Origin of the sequence: Bradyrhizobium sp. F1.13.3 (assembly GCF_040548265.1) — a bacterium.
Lineage (GTDB): Bacteria > Pseudomonadota > Alphaproteobacteria > Rhizobiales > Xanthobacteraceae > Bradyrhizobium.
In genome coordinates this window covers 166,061-186,392 of record NZ_JBEPRI010000008.1, presented here as the reverse complement: position 1 = coordinate 186,392, position 20,332 = coordinate 166,061, and the positions used below count along the sequence as shown (strand labels likewise).

Annotated in this window: 23 protein-coding genes and 1 pseudogene; 13 read left to right on the top strand and 11 right to left on the bottom strand. The window is 59.3% G+C overall.

Annotation, left to right across the window (positions count from 1 at the left end; translation table 11 throughout):
- Nucleotides 1-111: 111 nt before the first annotated feature.
- Complete coding sequence (locus ABIB66_RS22585; protein WP_354208792.1) at nt 112-723, bottom strand: HdeD family acid-resistance protein; 612 nt, start codon at nt 721-723, stop codon at nt 112-114.
- A gap of 704 nt (nt 724-1,427) precedes the next feature.
- Between ABIB66_RS22585 and ABIB66_RS22580 the strand changes: the two genes are divergently transcribed.
- The 3 genes from ABIB66_RS22580 to ABIB66_RS22570 all read left to right on the top strand — a co-directional run bounded on the left by ABIB66_RS22580 (nt 1,428) and on the right by ABIB66_RS22570 (nt 3,626).
- Nucleotides 1,428-1,580: a hypothetical protein gene (locus ABIB66_RS22580; protein ID WP_354208791.1), complete on the top strand. Its 153-nt coding sequence runs from the start codon at nt 1,428-1,430 to the stop codon at nt 1,578-1,580.
- A gap of 195 nt (nt 1,581-1,775) precedes the next feature.
- Complete coding sequence (locus ABIB66_RS22575) at nt 1,776-3,032, top strand: glutathione-independent formaldehyde dehydrogenase (RefSeq protein WP_354255720.1); 1,257 nt, start codon at nt 1,776-1,778, stop codon at nt 3,030-3,032.
- A 30-nt stretch (nt 3,033-3,062) separates the two neighbouring features.
- Nucleotides 3,063-3,626, top strand: a complete 564-nt coding sequence (locus ABIB66_RS22570) for a type 1 glutamine amidotransferase domain-containing protein (RefSeq protein ID WP_354208790.1) — start codon at nt 3,063-3,065, stop codon at nt 3,624-3,626.
- A gap of 245 nt (nt 3,627-3,871) precedes the next feature.
- Here ABIB66_RS22570 and ABIB66_RS22565 read toward each other — a convergent pair whose 3' ends face one another.
- The gene (locus ABIB66_RS22565; protein ID WP_354208789.1) at nt 3,872-5,656 is read right to left on the bottom strand and encodes a methyl-accepting chemotaxis protein; all 1,785 of its coding nucleotides are present in this window, start codon (nt 5,654-5,656) and stop codon (nt 3,872-3,874) included.
- Between the two features lie 478 nt (nt 5,657-6,134).
- On the bottom strand, nt 6,135-7,103 hold the full coding sequence (locus tag ABIB66_RS22560; protein ID WP_354208788.1) for an AraC-like ligand-binding domain-containing protein: 969 nt from the start codon (nt 7,101-7,103) through the stop codon (nt 6,135-6,137).
- Nucleotides 7,104-7,690: 587 nt separating this feature from the next.
- Between ABIB66_RS22560 and ABIB66_RS22555 the strand changes: the two genes are divergently transcribed.
- On the top strand, nt 7,691-8,290 hold the full coding sequence (locus tag ABIB66_RS22555; protein WP_354208787.1) for a TetR-like C-terminal domain-containing protein: 600 nt from the start codon (nt 7,691-7,693) through the stop codon (nt 8,288-8,290).
- Nucleotides 8,291-8,666: 376 nt separating this feature from the next.
- Here the strand turns inward: ABIB66_RS22555 and ABIB66_RS22550 are convergent, their stop codons facing one another.
- Nucleotides 8,667-9,272 (bottom strand): response regulator transcription factor, encoded by a 606-nt coding sequence (locus ABIB66_RS22550; RefSeq protein ID WP_354208786.1) that lies wholly within the window; start codon nt 9,270-9,272, stop codon nt 8,667-8,669.
- Between the two features lie 244 nt (nt 9,273-9,516).
- Here ABIB66_RS22550 and ABIB66_RS22545 point away from each other — a divergent pair, with 244 nt between their 5' ends.
- The 4 genes from ABIB66_RS22545 (at nt 9,517) to ABIB66_RS43630 (ending at nt 11,666) form a co-directional block, all read left to right on the top strand.
- Nucleotides 9,517-9,792 (top strand): helix-turn-helix transcriptional regulator, encoded by a 276-nt coding sequence (locus ABIB66_RS22545; protein ID WP_354208785.1) that lies wholly within the window; start codon nt 9,517-9,519, stop codon nt 9,790-9,792.
- A 394-nt stretch (nt 9,793-10,186) separates the two neighbouring features.
- The gene (locus ABIB66_RS22540; protein ID WP_354208784.1) at nt 10,187-10,399 is read left to right on the top strand and encodes a DUF2934 domain-containing protein; all 213 of its coding nucleotides are present in this window, start codon (nt 10,187-10,189) and stop codon (nt 10,397-10,399) included.
- Between the two features lie 729 nt (nt 10,400-11,128).
- Nucleotides 11,129-11,443 carry a response regulator gene (locus ABIB66_RS22535; protein WP_354208783.1) on the top strand — a complete coding sequence of 105 codons (315 nt, stop codon included), beginning with the start codon at nt 11,129-11,131 and terminating at the stop codon, nt 11,441-11,443.
- 55 nt (nt 11,444-11,498) lie between these two features.
- Nucleotides 11,499-11,666, top strand: coding sequence for a hypothetical protein (locus ABIB66_RS43630; RefSeq protein WP_502917393.1), 168 nt, complete (start codon nt 11,499-11,501; stop codon nt 11,664-11,666).
- A 438-nt stretch (nt 11,667-12,104) separates the two neighbouring features.
- Here the strand turns inward: ABIB66_RS43630 and ABIB66_RS22525 are convergent, their stop codons facing one another.
- Nucleotides 12,105-12,368: a hypothetical protein gene (locus ABIB66_RS22525; protein ID WP_354208782.1), complete on the bottom strand. Its 264-nt coding sequence runs from the start codon at nt 12,366-12,368 to the stop codon at nt 12,105-12,107.
- A 155-nt stretch (nt 12,369-12,523) separates the two neighbouring features.
- Here ABIB66_RS22525 and ABIB66_RS22520 point away from each other — a divergent pair, with 155 nt between their 5' ends.
- The 3 genes from ABIB66_RS22520 to ABIB66_RS22510 all read left to right on the top strand — a co-directional run bounded on the left by ABIB66_RS22520 (nt 12,524) and on the right by ABIB66_RS22510 (nt 14,336).
- Entirely contained in the window at nt 12,524-12,745 is a 222-nt protein-coding gene (locus tag ABIB66_RS22520) for a hypothetical protein (protein WP_354208781.1), read from the top strand.
- Nucleotides 12,746-12,747: 2 nt separating this feature from the next.
- The gene (locus tag ABIB66_RS22515) at nt 12,748-12,972 is read left to right on the top strand and encodes a hypothetical protein (RefSeq protein ID WP_354208780.1); all 225 of its coding nucleotides are present in this window, start codon (nt 12,748-12,750) and stop codon (nt 12,970-12,972) included.
- A gap of 1,199 nt (nt 12,973-14,171) precedes the next feature.
- Nucleotides 14,172-14,336, top strand: a complete 165-nt coding sequence (locus tag ABIB66_RS22510) for a hypothetical protein (protein ID WP_354208779.1) — start codon at nt 14,172-14,174, stop codon at nt 14,334-14,336.
- Between the two features lie 642 nt (nt 14,337-14,978).
- On the opposite strand, the gene ABIB66_RS22505 is transcribed toward ABIB66_RS22510, so the two are convergent.
- On the bottom strand, nt 14,979-15,260 hold the full coding sequence (locus ABIB66_RS22505) for a hypothetical protein (protein WP_354208778.1): 282 nt from the start codon (nt 15,258-15,260) through the stop codon (nt 14,979-14,981).
- Between the two features lie 264 nt (nt 15,261-15,524).
- Between ABIB66_RS22505 and ABIB66_RS22500 the strand changes: the two are divergent.
- Nucleotides 15,525-15,809, top strand: a pseudogene (locus tag ABIB66_RS22500) (hypothetical protein); the annotation flags it as partial.
- 65 nt (nt 15,810-15,874) lie between these two features.
- Here ABIB66_RS22500 and ABIB66_RS22495 read toward each other — a convergent pair.
- The 4 genes from ABIB66_RS22495 to ABIB66_RS22480 form a co-directional block, all read right to left on the bottom strand.
- The gene (locus ABIB66_RS22495; protein ID WP_354255715.1) at nt 15,875-16,114 is read right to left on the bottom strand and encodes a hypothetical protein; all 240 of its coding nucleotides are present in this window, start codon (nt 16,112-16,114) and stop codon (nt 15,875-15,877) included.
- Between the two features lie 581 nt (nt 16,115-16,695).
- Nucleotides 16,696-16,992 carry a hypothetical protein gene (locus ABIB66_RS22490; protein ID WP_354208945.1) on the bottom strand — a complete coding sequence of 99 codons (297 nt, stop codon included), beginning with the start codon at nt 16,990-16,992 and terminating at the stop codon, nt 16,696-16,698.
- A 1-nt stretch (nt 16,993) separates the two neighbouring features.
- A complete protein-coding gene (locus ABIB66_RS22485) occupies nt 16,994-17,224 on the bottom strand; it encodes a hypothetical protein (protein WP_354208777.1) in 231 nt (76 codons plus the stop codon).
- Nucleotides 17,225-17,612: 388 nt separating this feature from the next.
- On the bottom strand, nt 17,613-17,969 hold the full coding sequence (locus tag ABIB66_RS22480; protein WP_354208776.1) for a hypothetical protein: 357 nt from the start codon (nt 17,967-17,969) through the stop codon (nt 17,613-17,615).
- A 549-nt stretch (nt 17,970-18,518) separates the two neighbouring features.
- Here ABIB66_RS22480 and ABIB66_RS22475 point away from each other — a divergent pair.
- Nucleotides 18,519-18,887 carry a hypothetical protein gene (locus ABIB66_RS22475; RefSeq protein ID WP_354208775.1) on the top strand — a complete coding sequence of 123 codons (369 nt, stop codon included), beginning with the start codon at nt 18,519-18,521 and terminating at the stop codon, nt 18,885-18,887.
- Nucleotides 18,888-19,174: 287 nt separating this feature from the next.
- Here the strand turns inward: ABIB66_RS22475 and ABIB66_RS22470 are convergent, their stop codons facing one another.
- Nucleotides 19,175-20,317, bottom strand: a complete 1,143-nt coding sequence (locus tag ABIB66_RS22470) for an ABC transporter substrate-binding protein (RefSeq protein WP_354208774.1) — start codon at nt 20,315-20,317, stop codon at nt 19,175-19,177.
- Between the last annotated feature and the right edge of the window lie 15 nt (nt 20,318-20,332).

Here is a 20,332-nt window from a genome sequence, read left to right as displayed (position 1 = left end):
GTTCCTGGCGAGATCACTCGCCACGAGCGGCGGTACCCTACGGCTGGCTAAGTCCGTTCCTGGCCCCACCTGCGAAGATGCGCTGCCGTCTGACGGCGGTCCGCTCGTCGCTCACGTCACCACGGTGGAGGTGCCTGTCTGCTCGTTCTGGCGGGCGCGCAACTTGAAAGACAGAGCGACCAGCGCGATACCAAAGACCATCGCGTAAGCTCCCATCCACCACGTAAGCACCACTGCCCCGATCAGCGGCATAGCGACCAACAGCGCGCCATAAGCGAGGGACAACAGCCCACCCAAAACCATCCACCAGCGGCCATGATCAAGCTTGAGGCGAAAGCCAGCAGTCATCATCAGCGCGCCTGAGACGATCGCCCAGAATGCGACCATGAAGACGAAGGCAACCACCGTCAGGCCCGGCCAGATAAAGGCGGCAACGCCGACAGCGATATTGAGAAGACCTTCGAATATCAATAGTCCCCATTCATCCTTTCGTCGCATCGCACGAACAGCGGAAATGATTCCTGCTAAGCCGTCGACCAACATGTAGGCCGAGAACAACAACACCAGCGAGAGCATGGTGGGACCCGGGAAGAGAAAAGCGAGCAACCCGAAGACAATTCCGAAGATGCCCCGCAGCAGGAACAGCCACCAATTCTTGGCAAGCATTGCGGAGGCAGAGTCGATGTTAAAGTCAGCATTGCTGTTGAAGGTCGTGCTGGTCATGTCTAGCTCCAAAATAGCCGTCGGTTTCCAGGTCCGGCCATAGTAGCGATCTGCCGCGACCACGTGCCTTGACAGCTATCAAGCTTTGCTCGCTGCGACACTATTCGAATGGCGGAGCCCATACGTAGTATTCCTAATTCGCAATACCGCCTCTTCGCGAGCAGTATGATGAGCGGCGCCGAGCCTATGTGCCGAGACTAAGGAGCGTATAAAGTGCCCAAAGAGCGACCATCAATGGGGTTGAACCGGAGAAGTCCGAAGATGACATTCAACGCGATCTGTTGGGGCCGCGCGGCGTTCCCGGAGCGCCCGACCCCGCCAAGATGACACCGCAGCGCGCCAAGAAGACGCCGCTCTACAATTTGGACCCAGGACACCCTTCGTAGAGGCGGGCGGATTCTTGCACACGTGCCGTGGGCTTGGCAGGTTTTCTATCTTTGACCATAAGCGTTCGCAGATTCTCGTCGGCGACGCCTGATCTCTCATTCGCGTGGAAACAGAAAGGACCGCGCAGTTGTATGCTGGCGGTCCAAGGTCAAGGGAGGACGCCCGGGAAGGGCAGCGATGGTGGGACACATCGCGCTTTGTTTATCGCAAGAAGCAAGGGGCGCGTGCATTGATGATCATCAATTAGATCGTAAAAAAAATAGAGAGTGTGGCGCCATGAGCGCCGGACGTCTGCTGGCAGCGGTCGTCGAGAGGCAGTGGTCCAGACCGTGATCGCGCTGCTTAGAAAGGATTTCATGAGAGAGAAACAAAACGATGCCTTGCATACGCTGGCATTTGCGACAGTTATCCTCGCCCTGCGTGTGGTGTATTGTCTGGAAGACGGCACCGATCGCCGACGAAAGAATTAGCCGAGAGACAATAGGCGCGTCGGCGCTGCGGCCGGACCTCGTTCATGCCTGCGGCTTAGTCGCTCATCGAGATCGGAAGGCAAATAAAACAGCCCGCAAGATTGATGTTTGCCAAGGTGCCGTTCTTCTGGGTCACCTATCTTTGTGAAGAAAGAGTGGCGCCACTTTTTTCAGCGATCATCTGAGGAGCAAGCCATGGCCGCAACCAACCGTGCAGTCACTTTTCTGGGGCCCTACAAACTGGAGGTCCAGGACAGAGGATATCCGAAGCTCGCGGACCCCAAAGGGAGGAAGATCGAACATGCTGTCATTTTGAAGCTGATCACGACGAATATCTGCGGCAGCGATTTGCATATCTATCACGGCCGCTTCGCCGCACCTTCGGGAATGCAATTGGGTCATGAGAATACGGGCGAGGTGGTCGAGGTGGGCTCGCATGTCGAGCGCATCAAGGTTGGCGATATCGTCTCCGTGCCGTTCAACGTTGCCTGTGGCACGTGCCGGAACTGCAAGGAACGCCATACCGATGTTTGTCTCAACGCCAATGAGGAGCTCGGATATTGCGGAGCGTATGGCTTCAATCTCGGGGGATGGCAGGGCGGCCAAGCCGAATACATGATGGTGCCCTGGGCAGACTTCCAGCTCTTGAAATTCCCTGACGGGGAGCAGGCGATCGAGAAGATCAGGGATCTAACGCTGCTATCGGACATCCTGCCCACCGGTTATCACGGTTGTGTCGAGGCACGCGTCGGCACCGGTTCAACGGTTTACATTGCCGGCGCCGGTCCGGTCGGACGTTGCGCAGCGGCCAGCGCGCACTTGCTCGGTGCCTCCTGTATCATCGTCGGCGACCACAACAAGGCGCGGCGCGATCTGGTAAAGAAGGCCGGCTACGAGGTCGTCGATCCCTCGAGCGCCACGCCCATTCCGGATCAGATCGAGAAAGTCCTCGGCAATGGCTCGCGCTGGGTGGATGCCGCTGTAGATTGCGTCGGTCTGGAATGCCACGGCTATGGGCCGGACGGTAGCGGCAAGAACGAGGAGGAGGCCGTCCTCAACACCTTGATGGAGGTGATCAAGCCCGCGGGCGCCATGGGCATTCCCGGCGTCTATACCAATCTCGATCCCGGTGCACCGAACGAACTCAACAAGAAGGGCTTCATGGCGTTGGGGTTTCCCGCGGCTTGGGTCAAATCGCCATCCTTCACCGCCGGTCAGTGCCCGGTCATGCATTACAATCGCGAGCTGATGATGGCTATCCTTTGGGACCGGCTGCCCTACCTCACGGGGCTCCTGAACACCGAAGTGATACCGCTCGAGAGAGCAGTGGAAGCCTATCAGAGCTTCCATGATGGATCGGCCAAGAAATACGTGATCGATCCACACAACACCACCAAGCTTGCGTCGTCGAGCGGGACTGGTGAGCGCATGCATACGCGAGCGTCTGCTTGACTTCTGCAATTTCAACAAGGGAGACGAACCATGGCCGGACCACTTCAAAGCCGGAAGATTGCCATTCTTGTCACCGACGGGTTCGAGTATGTCGAACTGGTCAAGCCGCGGAAAGCGCTTGATGACGCGGGCGCCAAGACCAGTCTCGTTTCGCCGAAGCCGGATCGCGTTCGCGGCTGGAACTTCACCGATTGGGGCGATGAGCTGTCCGTCGACGTGCAGCTCGATCGCGCCAATTCAGCGGATTTCGACGCATTGCTGCTGCCAGGCGGCGTCATCAATCCGGATTACTTGCGGATGCAGCCCAAGGCGGTCGCCTTTGTGAAAAGCTTTTTCGATGCAGGCAAACCCGTGGCTGCAATCTGTCACGGTCCATGGACCATCATCAATGCCGGTGCCGCGCGCGGCCGGCGCATGACATCCTGGCCGTCGCTCGAAATCGACCTTCGAAACGCCGGTGCGCAGTGGGTGGACGAGGAGGCGGTGACCGATCAAGGTCTGGTGACCAGCCGAAAGCCTGACGACATCCCGGCTTTCAACCGCGCAATGATCGATCTGTTCAGTCGGGCTCGACAGCCTGCCGCGGCTGATTGAAGCGGAAGCCCCATCTGGCCAGTCCAATCTACCAGCGCGAGATGCTAGCCGGTTCTAAAGCGTCATTCGGCCTGCAATAATTTGCAAGCCGATCGACACCAAGTCGCGGCGATGTCGGTAGCACTCAACGGGGCGGGCGGCGCTGGGCAGATTCGATTGCTGGCGGGGGAGGAGCACGGCCGGACCGTTTATTGGCGGCCTTGAAGGAGCGAGAACCCTTGGCCGCGGAGACCTGCCCGTTTGATTCAAGCCGCCCGAACCTCCGCAAGGAATTTTGCGACCTCGCTTTGCAACCGAGTGCCTTCGGCAGCCAGCGATTGGGCCGCAGTCAAAACCTGCGAGGAGGCTGCGCCGGTTTCCTGCGCTCCGGAATTGACCCGAACGATACTGCCGGCGACTTGGCGTGTGCCCTCTGATGCCCGCTGCACGTTGCGAGCGATTTCGCCGGTCGCGGCGCCCTGCTCCTCCACCGCGGCGGCAATCGTCGTGGCGATTTCCGACATCTGCGATATGGTACCGCCGATCTGTTTAATCGCGACAACAGACGCCCCGGTGGCGCTCTGGATCGAGGCGATCTGGTCGCCGATCTCGCCGGTGGCCTTGGCGGTCTGCGCGGCAAGCTCCTTTACCTCCTGAGCGACCACCGCAAATCCTCTGCCAGCTTCTCCTGCACGGGCTGCCTCGATAGTCGCATTCAGCGCGAGTAAATTGGTCTGCTCGGCAATCGTGGTGATCAACTTGAGGACATCTCCGATGCGGTTCGCGCCCTCGGAAAGGGCATTGATACGGTCGTCAGTGGCGCGAGCCTGCTCGACCGCGGATGATGCAATCCTGGTGGACTCCTGCATCTGGCGTCCGATCTCGCCGATGGACGCAGTGAGTTCGTCTGTGGCCGAGGCGACCGACTGTACGTTCTCGGAAGCCTTTTCGGATGCCACCGACACCACCCCGGCCTGCTCCTGAGTATGATTGGCCGTCTCCGTGAGTGTCCTCGCAGTGGCCTCCAACTCGGTGGAAGCAGCACTTACAGTACCAACGATGTCTCGCATGGTCTGTTCGAATTGCTTGACAAGAGCATCAAGGTGCTGCGCCCGCCGATCCTTTGCACTCCGCCCAGCCAGTTCCACCTCTTGCAACTCCCGCGCGCGCCTCAATCCGTTGCGGAATTCAGCCATCGAACGTGCGATCTCGCCGATTTCATCGCTGCGGTCCGTCTCCTGCACCTCCACATCGAAGTTTCCGGACCCGATAGCCCTGGTGGTCGTCTGGAAGGTGGATAGGCTGCGGACGACGTAGCGGTAAATGTACCCGCAGAGGCACAAAACCATCGTGACCAGCGTCGCAAGCGCGAGCAGGCAGACCGTGCGCCAGAAGGAGGCGCGTGAAGATGCTTCGTCGATCCGGGACTGGGTCCGCCGGTCCAGCATCACGAAGAAGCGGTCGATCGGTACCATAATCTGCGACTTGAATTCGTGATACTGCTTGGAATGAAGCAGATCGATCGCGCGGCCCCGATCCGGGGCAGAAAGCGGCTTGCCTGCCTTGTCCTTACCTTCGACAAGGTTCATCGCCTCGACCTCCAGGCTGACAAGACCGTCTGAGCGTTTTTGAGCTTCCTCCAGTTCCTTGAATTCGGCGTCGGTGAAGCCTTGCTGCTTCATGAGACCGAGTAGCGGGACCGTCGCGTCGTCGGGGCGCGGTTTGAGGTCTCCACCCGCGACGAAATCCCAGTATATTCGGTGATAAGCTTGCGGTCGCGGCTTCTCGCCATTCCGGATACTGAGTATGTCCATATACTGCTGCTTGTATGACGGGTCCCCGGTAACGGCGTAAGTTCGTCCAAGGCGTGTCAGGTCATCCGAACTTTGGCGGAGCTCATCGGCGAGCAGATAGGACCGATACCGGTTTTGATACGCCTCAGCCTGCTCCCCCGAGGCGCTCCGCGATTCTATCATCGCCCACCCCGTTGCTAGGCCGGCAGCCACAGCAAGGCTGCTCAGAACTGCGAAAGTCATCTTGATCGTTGGCATGGCCGTTCTCCCCGAATAACCTGAACGGAGATTTGGGGTTGCTCAGTTTATGCCTAGTAAAATTTGGCGCACGTAGTTTTACTCGCCAGCAAGTGCTTCGTCCGTTGACACTCGATGCACGGCCTGCGCTTGCGTTCCAAGACGGCGACGCGCTGAGCATTCTATGAAGAAGCTTTTGGGACGGTCGAGACATTCGGGCTTCTGAGGCCGCCAAATACTTGCCGAGTGTCTTCTTTGCGATGCCAAACGAAAGTCTTCTGTCAAACTCCGAGACATGCCCTCGAAGGGCGAAGATCGGGAAACAAAGGATCGTCCTGAGCTGAAAAAATCCGTACGGATCGTGCGGGGGCCACAACTGGTCGCGACGTTCGAGCATCAGGCCGCTGGGCGCTGGCCACTGAGTATGATACGTCGACAGTCTGCTGCTGCATGAGGAACAATGGTTTTCCTCAGCTGACCGGATTACTGGACCGCTAGGTTAGCGATCGGTCGCTTGTGCTTTTCGGTGAGATAGCTGATAGTCGCTGGGCGACATTCCGTAGGCTTTTTTGAAGCATCTGCCGAAATGCGTCAGGTCGGAGAAGCCCCAGCCGAACGCGACCTCGCTCACGCTGCGGCGCGATTGAACCGGGTTTTCGAGCGCCTGTCGACACCTTTCAAGCCGCTCTCTCAGAATGAGGCGCCCTATAGAAGTGTCCTGCGATGCGAGAATGTTGTTAGCGTGTCGGACACTGAGCCCCACGGCATTTGCGACGGACTGAACGTCCAATGCAGGATCGGCCAACCTCACTTTAATCGCTGCGCGGATCTGCAGGATTGCCATGGCCCTCGTTGAGGAAACGCGCAACGTAGTGCTCTCGACGGCTTTAGCGAGGGAAAGAGCAATCAGATCAAGCATGCAATTTGTGATCAACTCGCCGCAAACGGGACGCGTCTCTCCGGCAAGAGCCGGCAGCGCTGCGATGAAAGATGAGGTGAGCCTGTCCTCCGCTGTGCCTTGAATCAGTAGTGCGACCATGCCGCGGATCTTTCCTAAGCGTGCCTCCAACTCACGGCGAGGAATCTTTAGAACCAATGTTTTTGAGCCCTCGGAGAAGTTTGCGGAATAGGGAAGGGCGGGGTCGAGAATGGTCATGTGCCCGGGATGGAGAGTGATCTGCCGCCCTTCTTGTTCAACGTTCACAAAACCGCTCGTCTCTCTGCAGAAGAGCACTTGCTCAGCGTATTTCCGCGAGCAATGCGCCTGCCCGTGTTCCACCGCGAGTGGAGAGTTTTGGAAGGCGACAAGATCCAGCCCTCCCAACGACCCAACCTCGATCTTCGCTTCAAAAGACGTCCGAGAGGCAGGGGAAGACTCGTGCTCGACGATCTCTTTGCACGCCACGCTGTGCCAATAGTCGAAGCGATCACGAGGATGAACGTCTCTCGTCGTGAAGATAGTTCGCAATTCACTCTTCCTTAACGGTACGGCAGTCGAACAGATGTTCCAAATCCGCCGAGCAAAGCCGAGCCTGGACGGGTAGTTTCGTGGACTGCACCAAGAGCCTCGTATTGCAGGCTCTCGCGTGAAAGGAAAGAGATCTCGCGCGAAACCGTGAAAGTACGGAAGGACGAACATCGAAGTCGAGGGGTTCCGATGCACAACCAACCAGCTCAGCGGCAGCTAAAAACCACATCTTCCTTGCCGGCGAAGCAGCAATTACTTGTCAGAGGCGATTCCTTGAGATCGGTGACTATCGGGTTCCCGGCTCAGGCAAAACACGAACCAAAGAGAGTGCATTTCGATCCGCCACTACGTGCTCGACTTGTCGGCGCGGATCAAGGCCGGAGCACTGAATGCGAAGTCACGACGGTTTGGGACGCCGGCGCGCAGTTGCGTGTGAAGGTTCCGCCGCCCGCCCAATTCGTGCTGCAGTTCGCATGGGCTCCAACTGCCGTTGCGCGGTTGTGCAGGCGCACACGCTGCAACGGCGAGGAGGTGTGGGTCGAATACGTCAAGCAGCGCCCTTGCTGTTCCATGAAGGATGACCAGCGATGAACACAGACATCAACGTTGCGCACTTGTTCTCAAGCCCGTGGGAGCGAAAGCTCGCAAACGACATTGTCGCCGAGCTCGAACGCTGCTCAGGTGAGAAGCGGTCCAGCATCGACGAGATGCGCCGGTTCCTGGCTATCAAAGGTTATCGCGATTTGCTCGGCCGATTGCAGGCTGCGTGCGAAGGCAAGCGATCTTTCGAGGCGTTGAGGGCGGCAGCACACGCGATGCGATGGTATGCGCTCGAGCGCCCGGCAATGTCCGCTGCAACGTTTCGGACTCCCGCGACAGATACTGCTGAATGGCGGGAGGCACTGGAGAGCTTGCGGATGTTTATGACTAAAATTCTGTCCGAGTGCGGATTGCGCGGCACGGCCGCAGACGATGCTCTGCGAATCCTCCGCAGCCTGGTTCGCGGATTCGTCCTGCATGAAGTCATGGACTCGTTCTTCGACACACCTTCCTACGACGAGTGTTACGAGAGCGCGATCGAGATGTTCATAGCCGGTCTGCCAATACTTGCCCGCACGAATCTGAAGGTCGCGAACAGCGAGGGTGGAACGGGTAGCAGAGATTGCGCGGTCTCGTCGCAGAAGTAAGGCAGGCCTCAATCTGTTACCACCGGTCCTGCGGCTGGATGCGCGGCTCTGAAGCGGGAACCTCCTTGGAGGCTGGACGCGCCGAAAGCAATGGGCTGCGCCTGCGGCGCAGGGGGCCTCGAGGATGCAAGCGATAGGAACGATCGCAAGAACAAGTGATCTGAAATTTCGACAGAGGAACAGACGACCTTTCGCGGCAAACAAGCACAAACGCAATTTGCGGCGCTGCTTGCGCTGAAATTCGTGACAGATGGCCGTGCTGGTGACTTGCATCGCGTCTTCTAAGAAAGCGCGCGCAAGCACGAAGTTAGTGGTGGGGACGTTTGGCAGATCGGAGAGGGTTTGCGCGGTGACACGCGCGAGACGGCATTCGATCTCACTGCCTTGCGGACATGTCAGCCGGTGAGAGTACGAGGCGCACAAGCTCGGCCGAGTTTTTCGCTCCCAATTTTCGCATGAGACACACGCGGTGGCCCTCCACTGTCCGGGGGCTGAGGCCAAGTCGGCGTGCGATTTCTTTGGTGGAATAGCCGCTTGCGACTTCCACGAGCACATCGCGCTCGCGGGCGGTCAGCGGTGCCCGGCCGGGGAAATGGCATGTGACGACCGGTCCATCGTGCGCTGAATACCGCCGCTCGGCATCGTTTAAGGCCGCGTTCACCCGCGCGATCAAATCTGGTCCGCGAAAGGGTTTCTCGACGAAGTCGCTCGCACCCTGCTTGAGCGCCTGGACTGCCGTCGCGACGTCAGCCTTCCCTGAGATTATTAGCACAGGGGCAGCGCAGCCGTTGCGTCGCAGTTCCTTCAATACCTCTATGCCGGAACTTGCCGGCAATACCTGATCAAGCAGAATGCATCTAGGGGCACGCTGACGCACGAGGGTAAGTAAGGTTTGCACATCCGCGCAACAAATCACTTCGAACCCGGCGCTAGATAGGATAACCGAGATTGTTTGCCGTATACCGGCCTCGTCGTCGAGCACGAGGATGCGCCCGCCTGTCGGTAGGACAGGCGCGGTCATAGGTCTGCGCGTAAGAGCAATAGGGGACTAGCTTTGGCTCGGGGCACTGCGTCGGAGTTCCGTCATTCGCGGTTTCTTCCTTCGGAAATGCAGCTTGTGCAGGCCTTGAACTTCCGCCTAGTGAAAGCACGGTAGGCCTAATGCGAGCGGGTCGCTCGGCCAAACCGGCACTAAATCTCGGCTGTACCGGTCTGGTTGGGACCAGTTGCGCCAGTTCAGCATCGGAGCCGCTCCCCTAAGGGGTATCCCAGACAAGTCGTTCTGGCTTGATACCGAAGCGCTCCTCCGATCGTTCAACCGTCTTTGCTGCAAAACCCTGCTGCGCGAGAACGAGGCCGCTGAGGTTCTGCGTTTGAGCGAACGCACGCTCGAGCGTTGGCGCTCGCGTGGCGAAGGTCCCAAGGCCAAGAAGATCGGCGCGCGCCGCGTTGCCTACCCGCCCCCATCAAGGTTCGGAAGAAGCGGCCGAAGGCGCGGTTGAAGAAGCCTACGGCGGCGGCCCAAATGGCGGCTCGCCGAGAGCGCGCGCTCGGTCTGGCGGTCCTCGCCGTGCAGCGTCTCCGCCGCCCGTCCTATCTCGATTGAGCGGCCTCTTGGCAAGCTTGCAGGGTGCTGTCGAGCAGCTGTCCGATCCCCAATCGGACGCCGCTACTAGGCTTGCTGCTTGGGTTTCCCTTGGCGCCGTCCGGCCATCGTCTGAGGACTTCGCCATGCTCCGCTTGATCTTGCTGGTGCTATTGCCGCAAATGGGCGGCCTTCTGATCATGGTCGGCCGACAGAGCGCGAGCTAGATAGCCGCTGAACGGAACCGCGTTCGCTTGAAATCTTGTTAACCGCCTACCGCCAGGATGCCGCTCCGAAATCGGAGGAGCACCATGTCTGATCTGGAACAAAAGATTCGCGAGCGCGCCTACCAGCTGTGGATTGAAAACGGCTGTGAGCACGGTAAAGCCGAGATGCATTGGCTCGCCGCTCAGCGGGAGGTTCTCGCGGCTGCACTCGGAGGCGTCGCTCGTGTATCCAATGCCGGGACTAGCAAGTTGAAGACCAAGGCGAGCGCTCCACGGAAAAAGCGGCGAGCTGCCTAGCGCGCATCGCGTCTTTTAGCGCGTCCGGTGCCGAACCAAAGAAAACGCGAACTCAGTTGGTCCGATGGTCGGACCTGGCCTTCTTGGGTGGAGCAACATCGCGCTACTGGCGGAGACCGACACATGACCCGAAAGTGGGTACACTCGAGATAGCAGTCGGCAACGAGGGCCCCCAGGCGCCGAAGCGGACAATTCATCGCATAGGCAACCGCTTTTCCGATTGGTCGCCTCACCATGGAGTTTAGCCGAAATCCCTAGGTGCCCGGGGGCACCGATGTATCCGCCCTTTCAGATCGCCATGAACTTAGGTCCCCGGGAAGTAAAACGGGGTCGCCTTCAACTTGTTTGTTTCGGCTAAGCCCTAGGCCGATAAGTCCAGCCACGACCAGCGCGCTGCCGGCTACCATCAACCAATGCGGCAATTCCAACGCGAGCATCGCAGCCTCCACAGAAATGAGCTGCCGGAAGCGAGAGCCAGTTACCTTTTGCGACGTCGATTATCATCCTCAGAATAAACTATGGCAAGTTCGCCCAGCCGCCGCGGAGGGAACGGAATTGTAGCCGCTATTGTTTAGCGGGCGCTCCGGGCTGTTCTGCTGGCGCCGTGGATTCAGGGGCTGGTGCGCTGCCCCTGAGATCTGAGGGCGCTGCACAATCGCCGGCCCAAATTTTCGTTCCCCTGACCATGCCGACGAGTTTGCATCCGAGTGGCGCCTGGCCCTCATTCGAATGATGCTCGTCGAAATGGTCGAGGAGCTTGGGTACCGCGTTGTTGCGGAGGCGGGGCACGTGGACGAGGCACGGCCCCTTGCCGCAACCGGGGAATACGATCTGCCCATTCTCGACATAAATCTCCACGGCTTAAACGTGCAGCCAATCGCCGAAGCAATCGAGGCTCGCGGGCTGCCGTTCTTTTTCCTGAGCGGTTACGGGTCCGGCGGCGTCCCTGATCAATTCAAGGGCAGGCCAGTGCTGCGCAAGCCGTGCGAACTCGAAATGCTAAAGCGGACTATCGATGCGATCTTGTCCGAACAGGGAGCCTAGCCCCATTCGGCGGCGGGGCCGAACAGCTCGGCTCCGATCTCGCCTGGCTCGAACGGTGCGACAACATGCCGTCCGGCCGGCCGCGCAGCCGCCGCGCCAGATTGGTCTTGCGCATGCTCAGCGGCAGCTGCCGCAGATCCTCGCCGCCGAGCGCGAGGACGTCGAATGCGTAGAGCTGCACCTCGTCGTCGTGCTTGCGCGAATGCAGCGCGTTGAAGTCTGAGACGCCGGCTTGTCCAGCGCAGGCCGCCTCGCTATTGCCCGCGAAATAGCCAGAGCCTGCCAGAATTGGTTAATGGATTGTTAATTGGCATTCGGCAGCCTTGCGGTCGCGCTGCCGATTAGCCCCCAGCCACGGTGGCGCGAGCGATGGCCGCGGCAGTGATGCCCGCCGGCCATTTCATGCTGCCTGCGTCGTCTAGGGCGAAGGTGGGACGCGTCCGGCAACCACGGACGCATCGCTGTGCGATTGTTCGTCATGCGCGACGCCCCCAACCCCTAAATGCGCGGCGGCGCCGGGCGCCGCGGTGGGTCGGGAAACCGAGTTGGCTGCTCCGAGCGCGGCGGCGCCGGCAATCGGCTGGTCTCTGGCACGCGACTACCGCGCGTCATCCACGCTGCCAGACGAGCGTAGCTGCGCCTAAGAGCCGGAACGAACCAATCAGATGCGCCCTCGTGATCCATGCCGCAAAACAGTATGCACGAACCATTTAGAAAAGATTGCCGGTTGTTCCCGATCCGTAACTAATCGTAAACCATGCGATGGCAACAAACGGCCATGGAAGCCGAACACCCGCTTGAAACGATAGGTCAAGACATCGGTCAGCTGGAAAGGCGCAGGCCGTCTTTCAATCAGCATCACCGGCAAATGCTTGATGCTCTTCGTAACCGCGATTGGGTGTCTTCTTCGAAACTTACCGATCACCCCGGAACAAAGCTCGTCCTTCTACGAAACGGATGGATGGAGCGACGCTTAACCGACAAAGGTGTCGAATATCGTTTGACCGAAGCCGGCCTGACAGAACTTAGCCGCCCTAGATAGGCGCAAACCGGTGGGAATCGACGAACGTGTCACAGGCCATGGAATTGATCGTCGCTAGCTACGTGAAGGTGCGGGACCGTCGCGCGCTGACGGATTTGCTGGCGCATCGGCGCAAGGTGCTGGCTGAATTGCAGGCGGTATCAGGCATCAACCCCGAAAACGCGGTCAGGGCGAATCAGGACGAACTGGCTGTGATCGAAGCGGGCCTCGAAGAACTTAAACCTCCGCCCGGTTCGGTGCCTGCGAACGTGTGGAGCTAGCGATGCGCGTTAACAAGATCAATTGGGAAAAAATCGGTCGGGTGACGGAGCCGGGTCGCTATAAGTGCTTTTTCGGATATCTCACCGTCACGCCTGACGACCTCGATGTCTGGATACGCTATCCGGACGCGACGTTTACTTTGATCACGCAAACGGCCGATGAGCAGTCAGTTGGCGAAGAATATCGTCTCGGCGCGTTCGACATCGGAAACTCCCGAACAGTGTGACGGCGCGCCGTCGTCTCCTGCGACATGACCTCGATGGGCGAGGTCTCCAGGAGGATCGCGATCGGCGTTACTTCGAGGATGGAATTGATGATGATCTGACATCTTCGTCGGAAGTGCGTCAGGCGCCGACTCCGAAGCACGGCGGTCAGCAGCAAGATCGTTAGCATAGTGGCGCTGACCATTTGAGACGGAGTAATGGGGTGGCTGTTACTCAATATTCTCGAAGGCCGCGTTGCTATCGAGGATGTTGGTCAAGCAGATAGAGCCACGATCGCGAGGCATACAACGAGATGAACTATGGAGATCTTTCGTCGATGAGCGCTTGTTCGCTGACGGAAGCAAACCGAGAGGCGAGCGTGTAGTTGAGGGATTGTTGGCTTAGAAAAATTTCACAGTCGCGGGCAAGTCAGGCCAAGGAGGTTTTGGTCCAACGCCCTTTTGCCGATCCGCAAGCCGCAGCCCGCAAGGTGATTGAGCGGTACTTCGTTCATAGCGCGGCGCGGCTGTGGCGTGAGAGCAACGTCACAATTGTTCCGCTATGCGGAACATGTTTTTGGACTCCAATTGCTGACAGCAAGTCGCCACACTCGAGGCGCGCCGGGGCTGGTAATTTTATTCCGAAACCATTCTTCCCGGATGGCCGCTGCGCCAATGCAGCGGCCTTTGCGCGTGTTCGCGACAACCCAACAAAATCGAAGCTCCCTGCTTCACGCCAGCCGCCGTTGGGGCCGTTTTGTGCGTTGACTAGGGGAGCGCCGGCTCAAAATCTCACGCGAAACCCGAGCCGGAACCTCCATCGCGACTAAACCAAGCTGGAGCCCGAAGAGACGTCGCAGAGGGGTCCCATCTCCCTATCAGCGACATCTGGGAGAGGTTCCGGCGGACGCGGAAACGCGGGTGACGTGCGCGCCGCAGCCCGTGAACACGCTGGCGGCCCTGGCACTCCCGGCGCTCTAATCCCGCAATTGGATCGGCTGCCGGAGCATGGGGGCTGGAAAGAGAGCGGTGCCATGTTCGCATTTGGGGGACAACACCTAGACCTCGGATTCGGGTAGTTGTCCGGAGTCCATTTTCGGAACGGGGTGTTCTACTGTCGTAACATCGGCGAGATTTAAGAACGAATTTCTATTTTTGTCCGGGACGGCCGATGTGAGGTTTCGTTGAGCCTCGAGGGAGCAATGATTTCGGCGGGAGGATCTGTGAGCATCCAAGTCATCATGGCGGCTATGTTGGAGCGCGAGCTAACAGCGCGCGGCGTGCAATCATTGGGACATTCCGATTACATGGAGATCGTGGAAAATCTGATCGTTCGCTTGAAGGAGCTGGACCACGTATTAGCTGCGCGGAATAGCGAGCGAAGCTAGACGACGCTCACCACGCCCTTGCCGGCGTAAGTGACCTCAGAGACTCCGCCTATCTCTTCCGGAAGAATCGGGCCAAATCCGCCAATAGGCCGAAGCTGAACCGAAAGCCCGCTGGCGGTCGCGGTCGGTCGGCTTCCGAGGAAGCATTGCAGCGTGGGCAAGGGTCGCCGGCCGCGCCGCAGCCGCAGGCGTGTGGACCATCCCAAGAGCGGCCGGGGTGGGCTTCGCATACCCAGCCAGTGTCTTCGCAGGCGGCGCAGTTCATTGGTGAACCTTCGGAGCATCTGATCTTGGCCTCGGATGCACCCGCGCGTCGACCAAAACCTCTGCGGCTTGATCTGGGGTTTTTTGGCCGCTTTCGGTGGAGCGCTTTGCGCAAATGCGCCAGTCGCAACTAGCAGCGCGATAAGTCCCAATCGTCGCTTCATGGTACATCCCCTCGACCGTTGAACACGTTTATTTTCCCTTCGCCGTCACCCCAAGCTGTAGCAGCCGGCGGCCGCGACCGACAGCGGCTCGGGCCCATGCTACGCGCTTGAGTGGGCCTCGACGGTCCTCTTCGTGAGTCGGCCGCTGAACGCTGGGGCACCAAGCACAGCGCGGGAGCCGAGACGTCTTCCAACTCGGAGGCCGCGCCTGCCGCTAGCGCAGATACCGCCCTGGCCTGTTCGCGTGCTTCATTTCCTCAAATGCCTTCGTCACGTCTTCTGGCCGATGCTTCGCCTTGAAGTTCTCCCATGCTACCTTGAAGCGGCCTTTGGCTTCATCGAACGTGCCGGCCGCACCCAACGGCGGACCAGGGAGCGTCACGATGCACCAAAGACCGGGGGAGCGTTCGCTGGCGTAGCGGACGCGCCCGACCATCTGCCCGCGCTCATGGACGGTATAGTCGTCTAGGCCGATCTTCCGCACGGTAAGAGGCATTGTGGTTGCCGCTGGTAGCGACGAACTAAACCTCAGCACCTAAAATGTTGACAGCACTTCGCGCCTGCTCTTGCTCCTAGAGTCGGGCCATCTGCCGCCGAACGTCCGGTCCGGCTCCAATGGAACCCTCAAGGGGTATTGGTAACCCCGGGGCAGCGTGACCGAATCGGCTGCCGGCCACGGGCCGGCCTGAGTGCGCGCCTATTTTCTATGCAGGAAAAACTGGCAATGGTCAGCATGTCTGAGTAGGATTGGCCAAGGCATGAGGAGGCCGACGACAATTCCTACCAGCTGCCGATTGATCGCATGCTGCTCAATTCCAAGGATCGCCCCAAGGTTGGCGGAGTGCCGGTGCCGGCCGAGCAGCCATCAAGCGGTACCTGCCGCCAGACTGGCAATTTCGCTGCGAGGAAGGTGACTGATATCACCTGCTCGGCGACCGACAGTGAAGGCCGGCGCTACGAGCTGCTGTTCGTCTCCGACGGCACGCCGGTCAGCGTGCGCCGCATCAGGCAGTCAGCGCCATCGATCCAAGATCCGTTCAACTAAGAGCAGGCGACGCACCGCCAATAACTGAGGAGGCAACCTGCCGCCGAAGTCTGCGGTGCGATCAATCATCGCGGATCTGTGACGTGCGAGTTCAAGGTACGTAATGCCAATACGTGCGTGTCCGCGGAGGCTCCGGAAATCCACGGATCTCGGTCAAGCGCGGTGACTTGGGACGGCTGTCTAGCAATATTTTGATGTCGTTCATGACCGAGCAGCGCGATCATGTAGTCGTTGCGGACAGGCTGAGGCATCGTCGGGGTGATCAGGGCGTTAATAGCCAACGCGAAGGCCAGCAGGTTGACCACGCCTCGCTGGCAATGAAGCGACGGCGATACCCGAAGGAACGCTGGGTCAGCGCACCGCGATCACGGGTTCGCAGGGCCAGCAGGGGGTCATAGTGACAGAAGGTTGTTGGGCAATCACCTACGCCCCGTTGATGGCCGCAATAGGGTTAAGCCAGAGAAGTATTACGGTGTGTGATTGACCGTCTCTGGTCCAGAGACTGCTACGGCAGAACGGAACGCCATCGTTGGCAGGCCCGCAGCAACGGTGCAGGTAGCAACGTGAGAGGGCGCGAGAACGTCCTACCGATCTGCGAAGCCCAATCATCAAAGACGCCGCTGGCTAATTTGTCGGCATAGTGATCGCGGATCACAGCCTCAGCAGTGGCAAGCTGTTCTTTGGTGGGTTTGCCAAAGACAGGCTTCATGTCCTCAAGGAACTGCCGTTCGCACAGGCCGCAGAGGTTCGACCACCGCTTGGCCTTGTTCCGACGTCTGACCGCCTGACAGGTGATGCGCCAAGTTTCTACGGACAGTCGCCTTGTATCCGCGCAAGGAACGTTCAGTTCCCGCTTCTGTCCAACCTCCGTAGGGCAGAAGCATCATCAGCGCGGCTCCAGCTTTTGCCTAAGGCTGGAGCCGTGTGGTTGTTGACTCACTCGTTCCGACATCCAAGCATAGCTGAATAATTGGCATACGCTTGGGCAAGGATGAAGGACTATCAGAAACAGCTTGAGAAGTTGCGGACAGATGCGGCGGAGTGCGCCCTCATCCGCGACTTGGCCAGTGAGACGGCTAAACGCGAGTTTGTTGACCGTCTCGCCGCCCACTTGACCATCCTTGCGGATCAGGTTGCGCAGGAAGCGCCGCAAGGCCACAGGATAAGTCTGACCTACTTTCACGTCACCGTCGCACAGCGCCTAACAGTGGTGAAGGCTGGCTTGGCGGCGGCAGGCCCATTTCTTCCGCTCGCATTGCAGCTAGGTTCCTGTAGGCGATCGCTTGGCCCTCAAGACACGCCTTGAGGTCGGTATCGCTTTCTTCGGCGGCCAGCCGCTCGAATGCAACGGCCCTTTCGATGTAGTGCATTAAAGCATCAATCATCTGCTCGGCCTCCGGCAGTAAGAGTGTCATGGCTAGGACTGCCTGAGGCTGTCCATAGCCGCCACGTTCGCCACCGGCCTCGCGCCCTCGCCAACGGCTCAGCCACGTCATGGTTCTCCATAACAATAAAGCCAACGCAGGCGCGGTTCCTTACGTTGGCTAGCGATTAACCTGGATCAGCGAATTTTCACGGGCGGCAGCAAATGCGACTTGGGTGGGAACGGCTCAGAATACGCCTCGTTGCCGGCCATGGACGACGACGTGTTGTCTTCCTCCCACCTTGACTAACCCGGTCAGCACTGCTGGCCGGGTTTTTCTTGCGCGGGAAGGGGCCGTAGAACGCGAGCGTGGCAGCGATTCATAGGTGAGGTAGGTTAAGGCCGCTTTGAACCAAAACGCGAGCCGTGCCGACCAATCTCTACTGGAGGATTGCAGTTTCCAGTTCCAGCGCAGCGCCACTGAGCATTATTTGGCTCGGTGGCGTTCTCGTTATTGGCTCATTTTCAAATTCCGAGTGGCCTATTTTTCGCGACCGACCCAGCCCGTCCGAGACATTCACAATCACGCCTAGCTTGCGCAGCGCCCGTTCGCTCTCGGCCAGCGTCCTGTAGCTTCGCTCCATGGTTTCGAGATGATGGCGCGTCAAGACATCCGTCACCGTCTCCAGCGCCACCCGGTATCGCTCTGTTAGTTTTAGGCACTCATCCGCCGTCATGAGGCACATAGGAATGGGCGTAGGAGAAAACCGCCGAAATTGCATAGCGGCCTCCTTCATTACCTGCTCCTATCCGCCCGCTGCGAAACTAGCGAGCCGGAAGTCAGCCCGGAATGGCTGACAACGTGGTGGAAGCATATGATGGGCCGCTGCACTCATGTAGCCGAATTCCGTCGCGAGTATGAGGAATGTCGTAGGCAGGCGGACTTCGCAGGCAATCCATCCGCCAAGGCCCAATGGCTCTTGTTCGCCGCCGAATGGCTAAAGCAGGCACAAGCCGCAGACGCTATGGCGCAACCCGAACCGGCTCGGTCTGTCGCTGCGAAGTCAGGCAGGCTCAATGGGCGCTCCGTAGTTCTCCGCCCGGAGAACAAAACCCCGACCCGTAGTTCTCCGACCGTGAACGGAGTGTCTGACGCAAAGCTGAGGGGCCGAGTCATTGGGTCACCTCCTTCCTTGCCTGCATCGCGGTCGCACCAAGGCCAGGTGCCTGCCTCCGCTTACCCAATTCCTTGAACCGGGTGCGCGATAGGCTCGCAACGTCCGTGGGCGGGAACGCTTTCCAATGCCTCGTCGTTCTGAAGAGCGGACACGAACGCAGGCAGAGCTATGAAGTGGATGCTGGTAGTTTTGATCGGCGGCGTCTCGCCCGTCAATACCGATCTGATCTTCGACAAGTTCAGCGGTTGTCTCTCCGCTGAGGAGCAGATGCGGCAGCACTATGCAGACGCGTTCGAGGCTTGGGACCGCATGGCTGCGGCACGGATCGACCGTCGCAGAGACTACAGGAAGGCCCGCGACGTTGAGGCCAAACGCCTGTTAAGCAATGTTGGGACTTGCATCCCGCACGCTGGTGGCGATCAGCAGCCGGTCACTGCTCCGCAGCAGCAGCAGCAACCTCCCGCGACATCATCACAGCAGCCTGCTGCGTCAGTCCCTCAGCCTCAGCCAGCACCGCAGCCCACGCCCCGAACGTAGTGGCAGCGGCTTACAGGTGAGATGGCAGGTTCGCCGCTCAATGGCGAGCGTGTTTAGCAAAGATGTCCGCTGTTGGCGATGCAGCGGGCTTCAGCGATGCCGGACGGCTTCGCCTGTTGGCGAAGCCAGATGCGGACACAGAATTCTCGACTTGCGGAGGCAATCGAGCACGCAGAGAGCAAATTACTACTGCCAATGAGACGGTGAGCGCACCGTATCACGCTGCGGTTGGTCGAGGCGCCCGTCACGGGATGGCGGGCTTAGAAGTGTCCAGTGGGCGTGCGAAGCTATGGCTGCAGCGCCTCGAGCTTGGCGCTCTTGCCGTCGACTACCTTGAACATAACATAGTGCGGCTGCATCTGCCCGTTCGGCAGGAACTGGACGTCGCCGAACACCGTCCCCTTGACTGGCTTGCCGCGGATCGCCTCCGCAACGGTCTTGCGATCAAGCGACTTTGTCGACTCCACCGCCTGCGCCCACACCTGCACGGCAGCGGCGCCCAACGCGGCGCTCTTGTCGGGAGCGGCCCCATAGGCCTTCGTGTAAGCGGCCACGAACGCTTTACTCTCTGGAATGGTCGTGAACGGCGGCAGGTCGGGGAAGAAGATGTCCGCCGATATCACGCCGTTATTCGCATCGCCGGCGACCTTGAATACCGTGGTCAACATGATGCCGACCGCGCCGACGAAGGTCGACTTGATGTCGGCCTGGCGGTACTGCTCGACCATCGCCGGCAGGCCCGAAGAGTTCGAGGAGTTGGTGACGATAACCGCGTCCGGATTAGCGCCTTTTAAATTGGTGAGCTGGACGCGGAAATCAGTATCCTTGAATGCGAATTTCTCAGTCATGACGACCTGGCCGGAGAAACTCAGCTTCTTGAACTCGGCTTCGACCGCGGATTGGAAGCCGTTGCCGTAGACGTCGTTCTGAGTCAGGAAAGCCACCTTCTTCGCTTTCATGGTCTCGACGACATATTTGGCGATCACGGCAGCGTCAAAGCCGTTCGAGCTGTTGATGCGGATCGCGTACGGATTGGTTTCGCCGCTGAGGATCAGCTCCGATTTCGAGACCGCCGTGATGTCGAGAACGTTGCCGCGAGCGAGGATCGGCTGCATCGCGAGCGTTACTGGTGAGTTCCAGCCTTCAATGACCACGTCGGCCTTCTCGGCAATCATTTCGTTGGCGCGGCTGACACCAACTGCGGGTGTGCTCTCGTCGTCCTTGGAGATCATCGCGAGCTTGCGGCCGAGCAGGCCGCCCTTGTCGTTGATCTGCTGCACCATCAACTTGACCGCATTAGTCACGGTCTGTCCGTCTGGGCCGGCGCCGCCGCTCAGCGGGAAGATGGTGCCGACCTTGATGTCCTGCGCCATCGCCGGCATTGATGCGAGACCCGCCAGCAGCGCGAGAGCCAGTTTCGTCTTATGCATGCTGTTCCTCCCAAA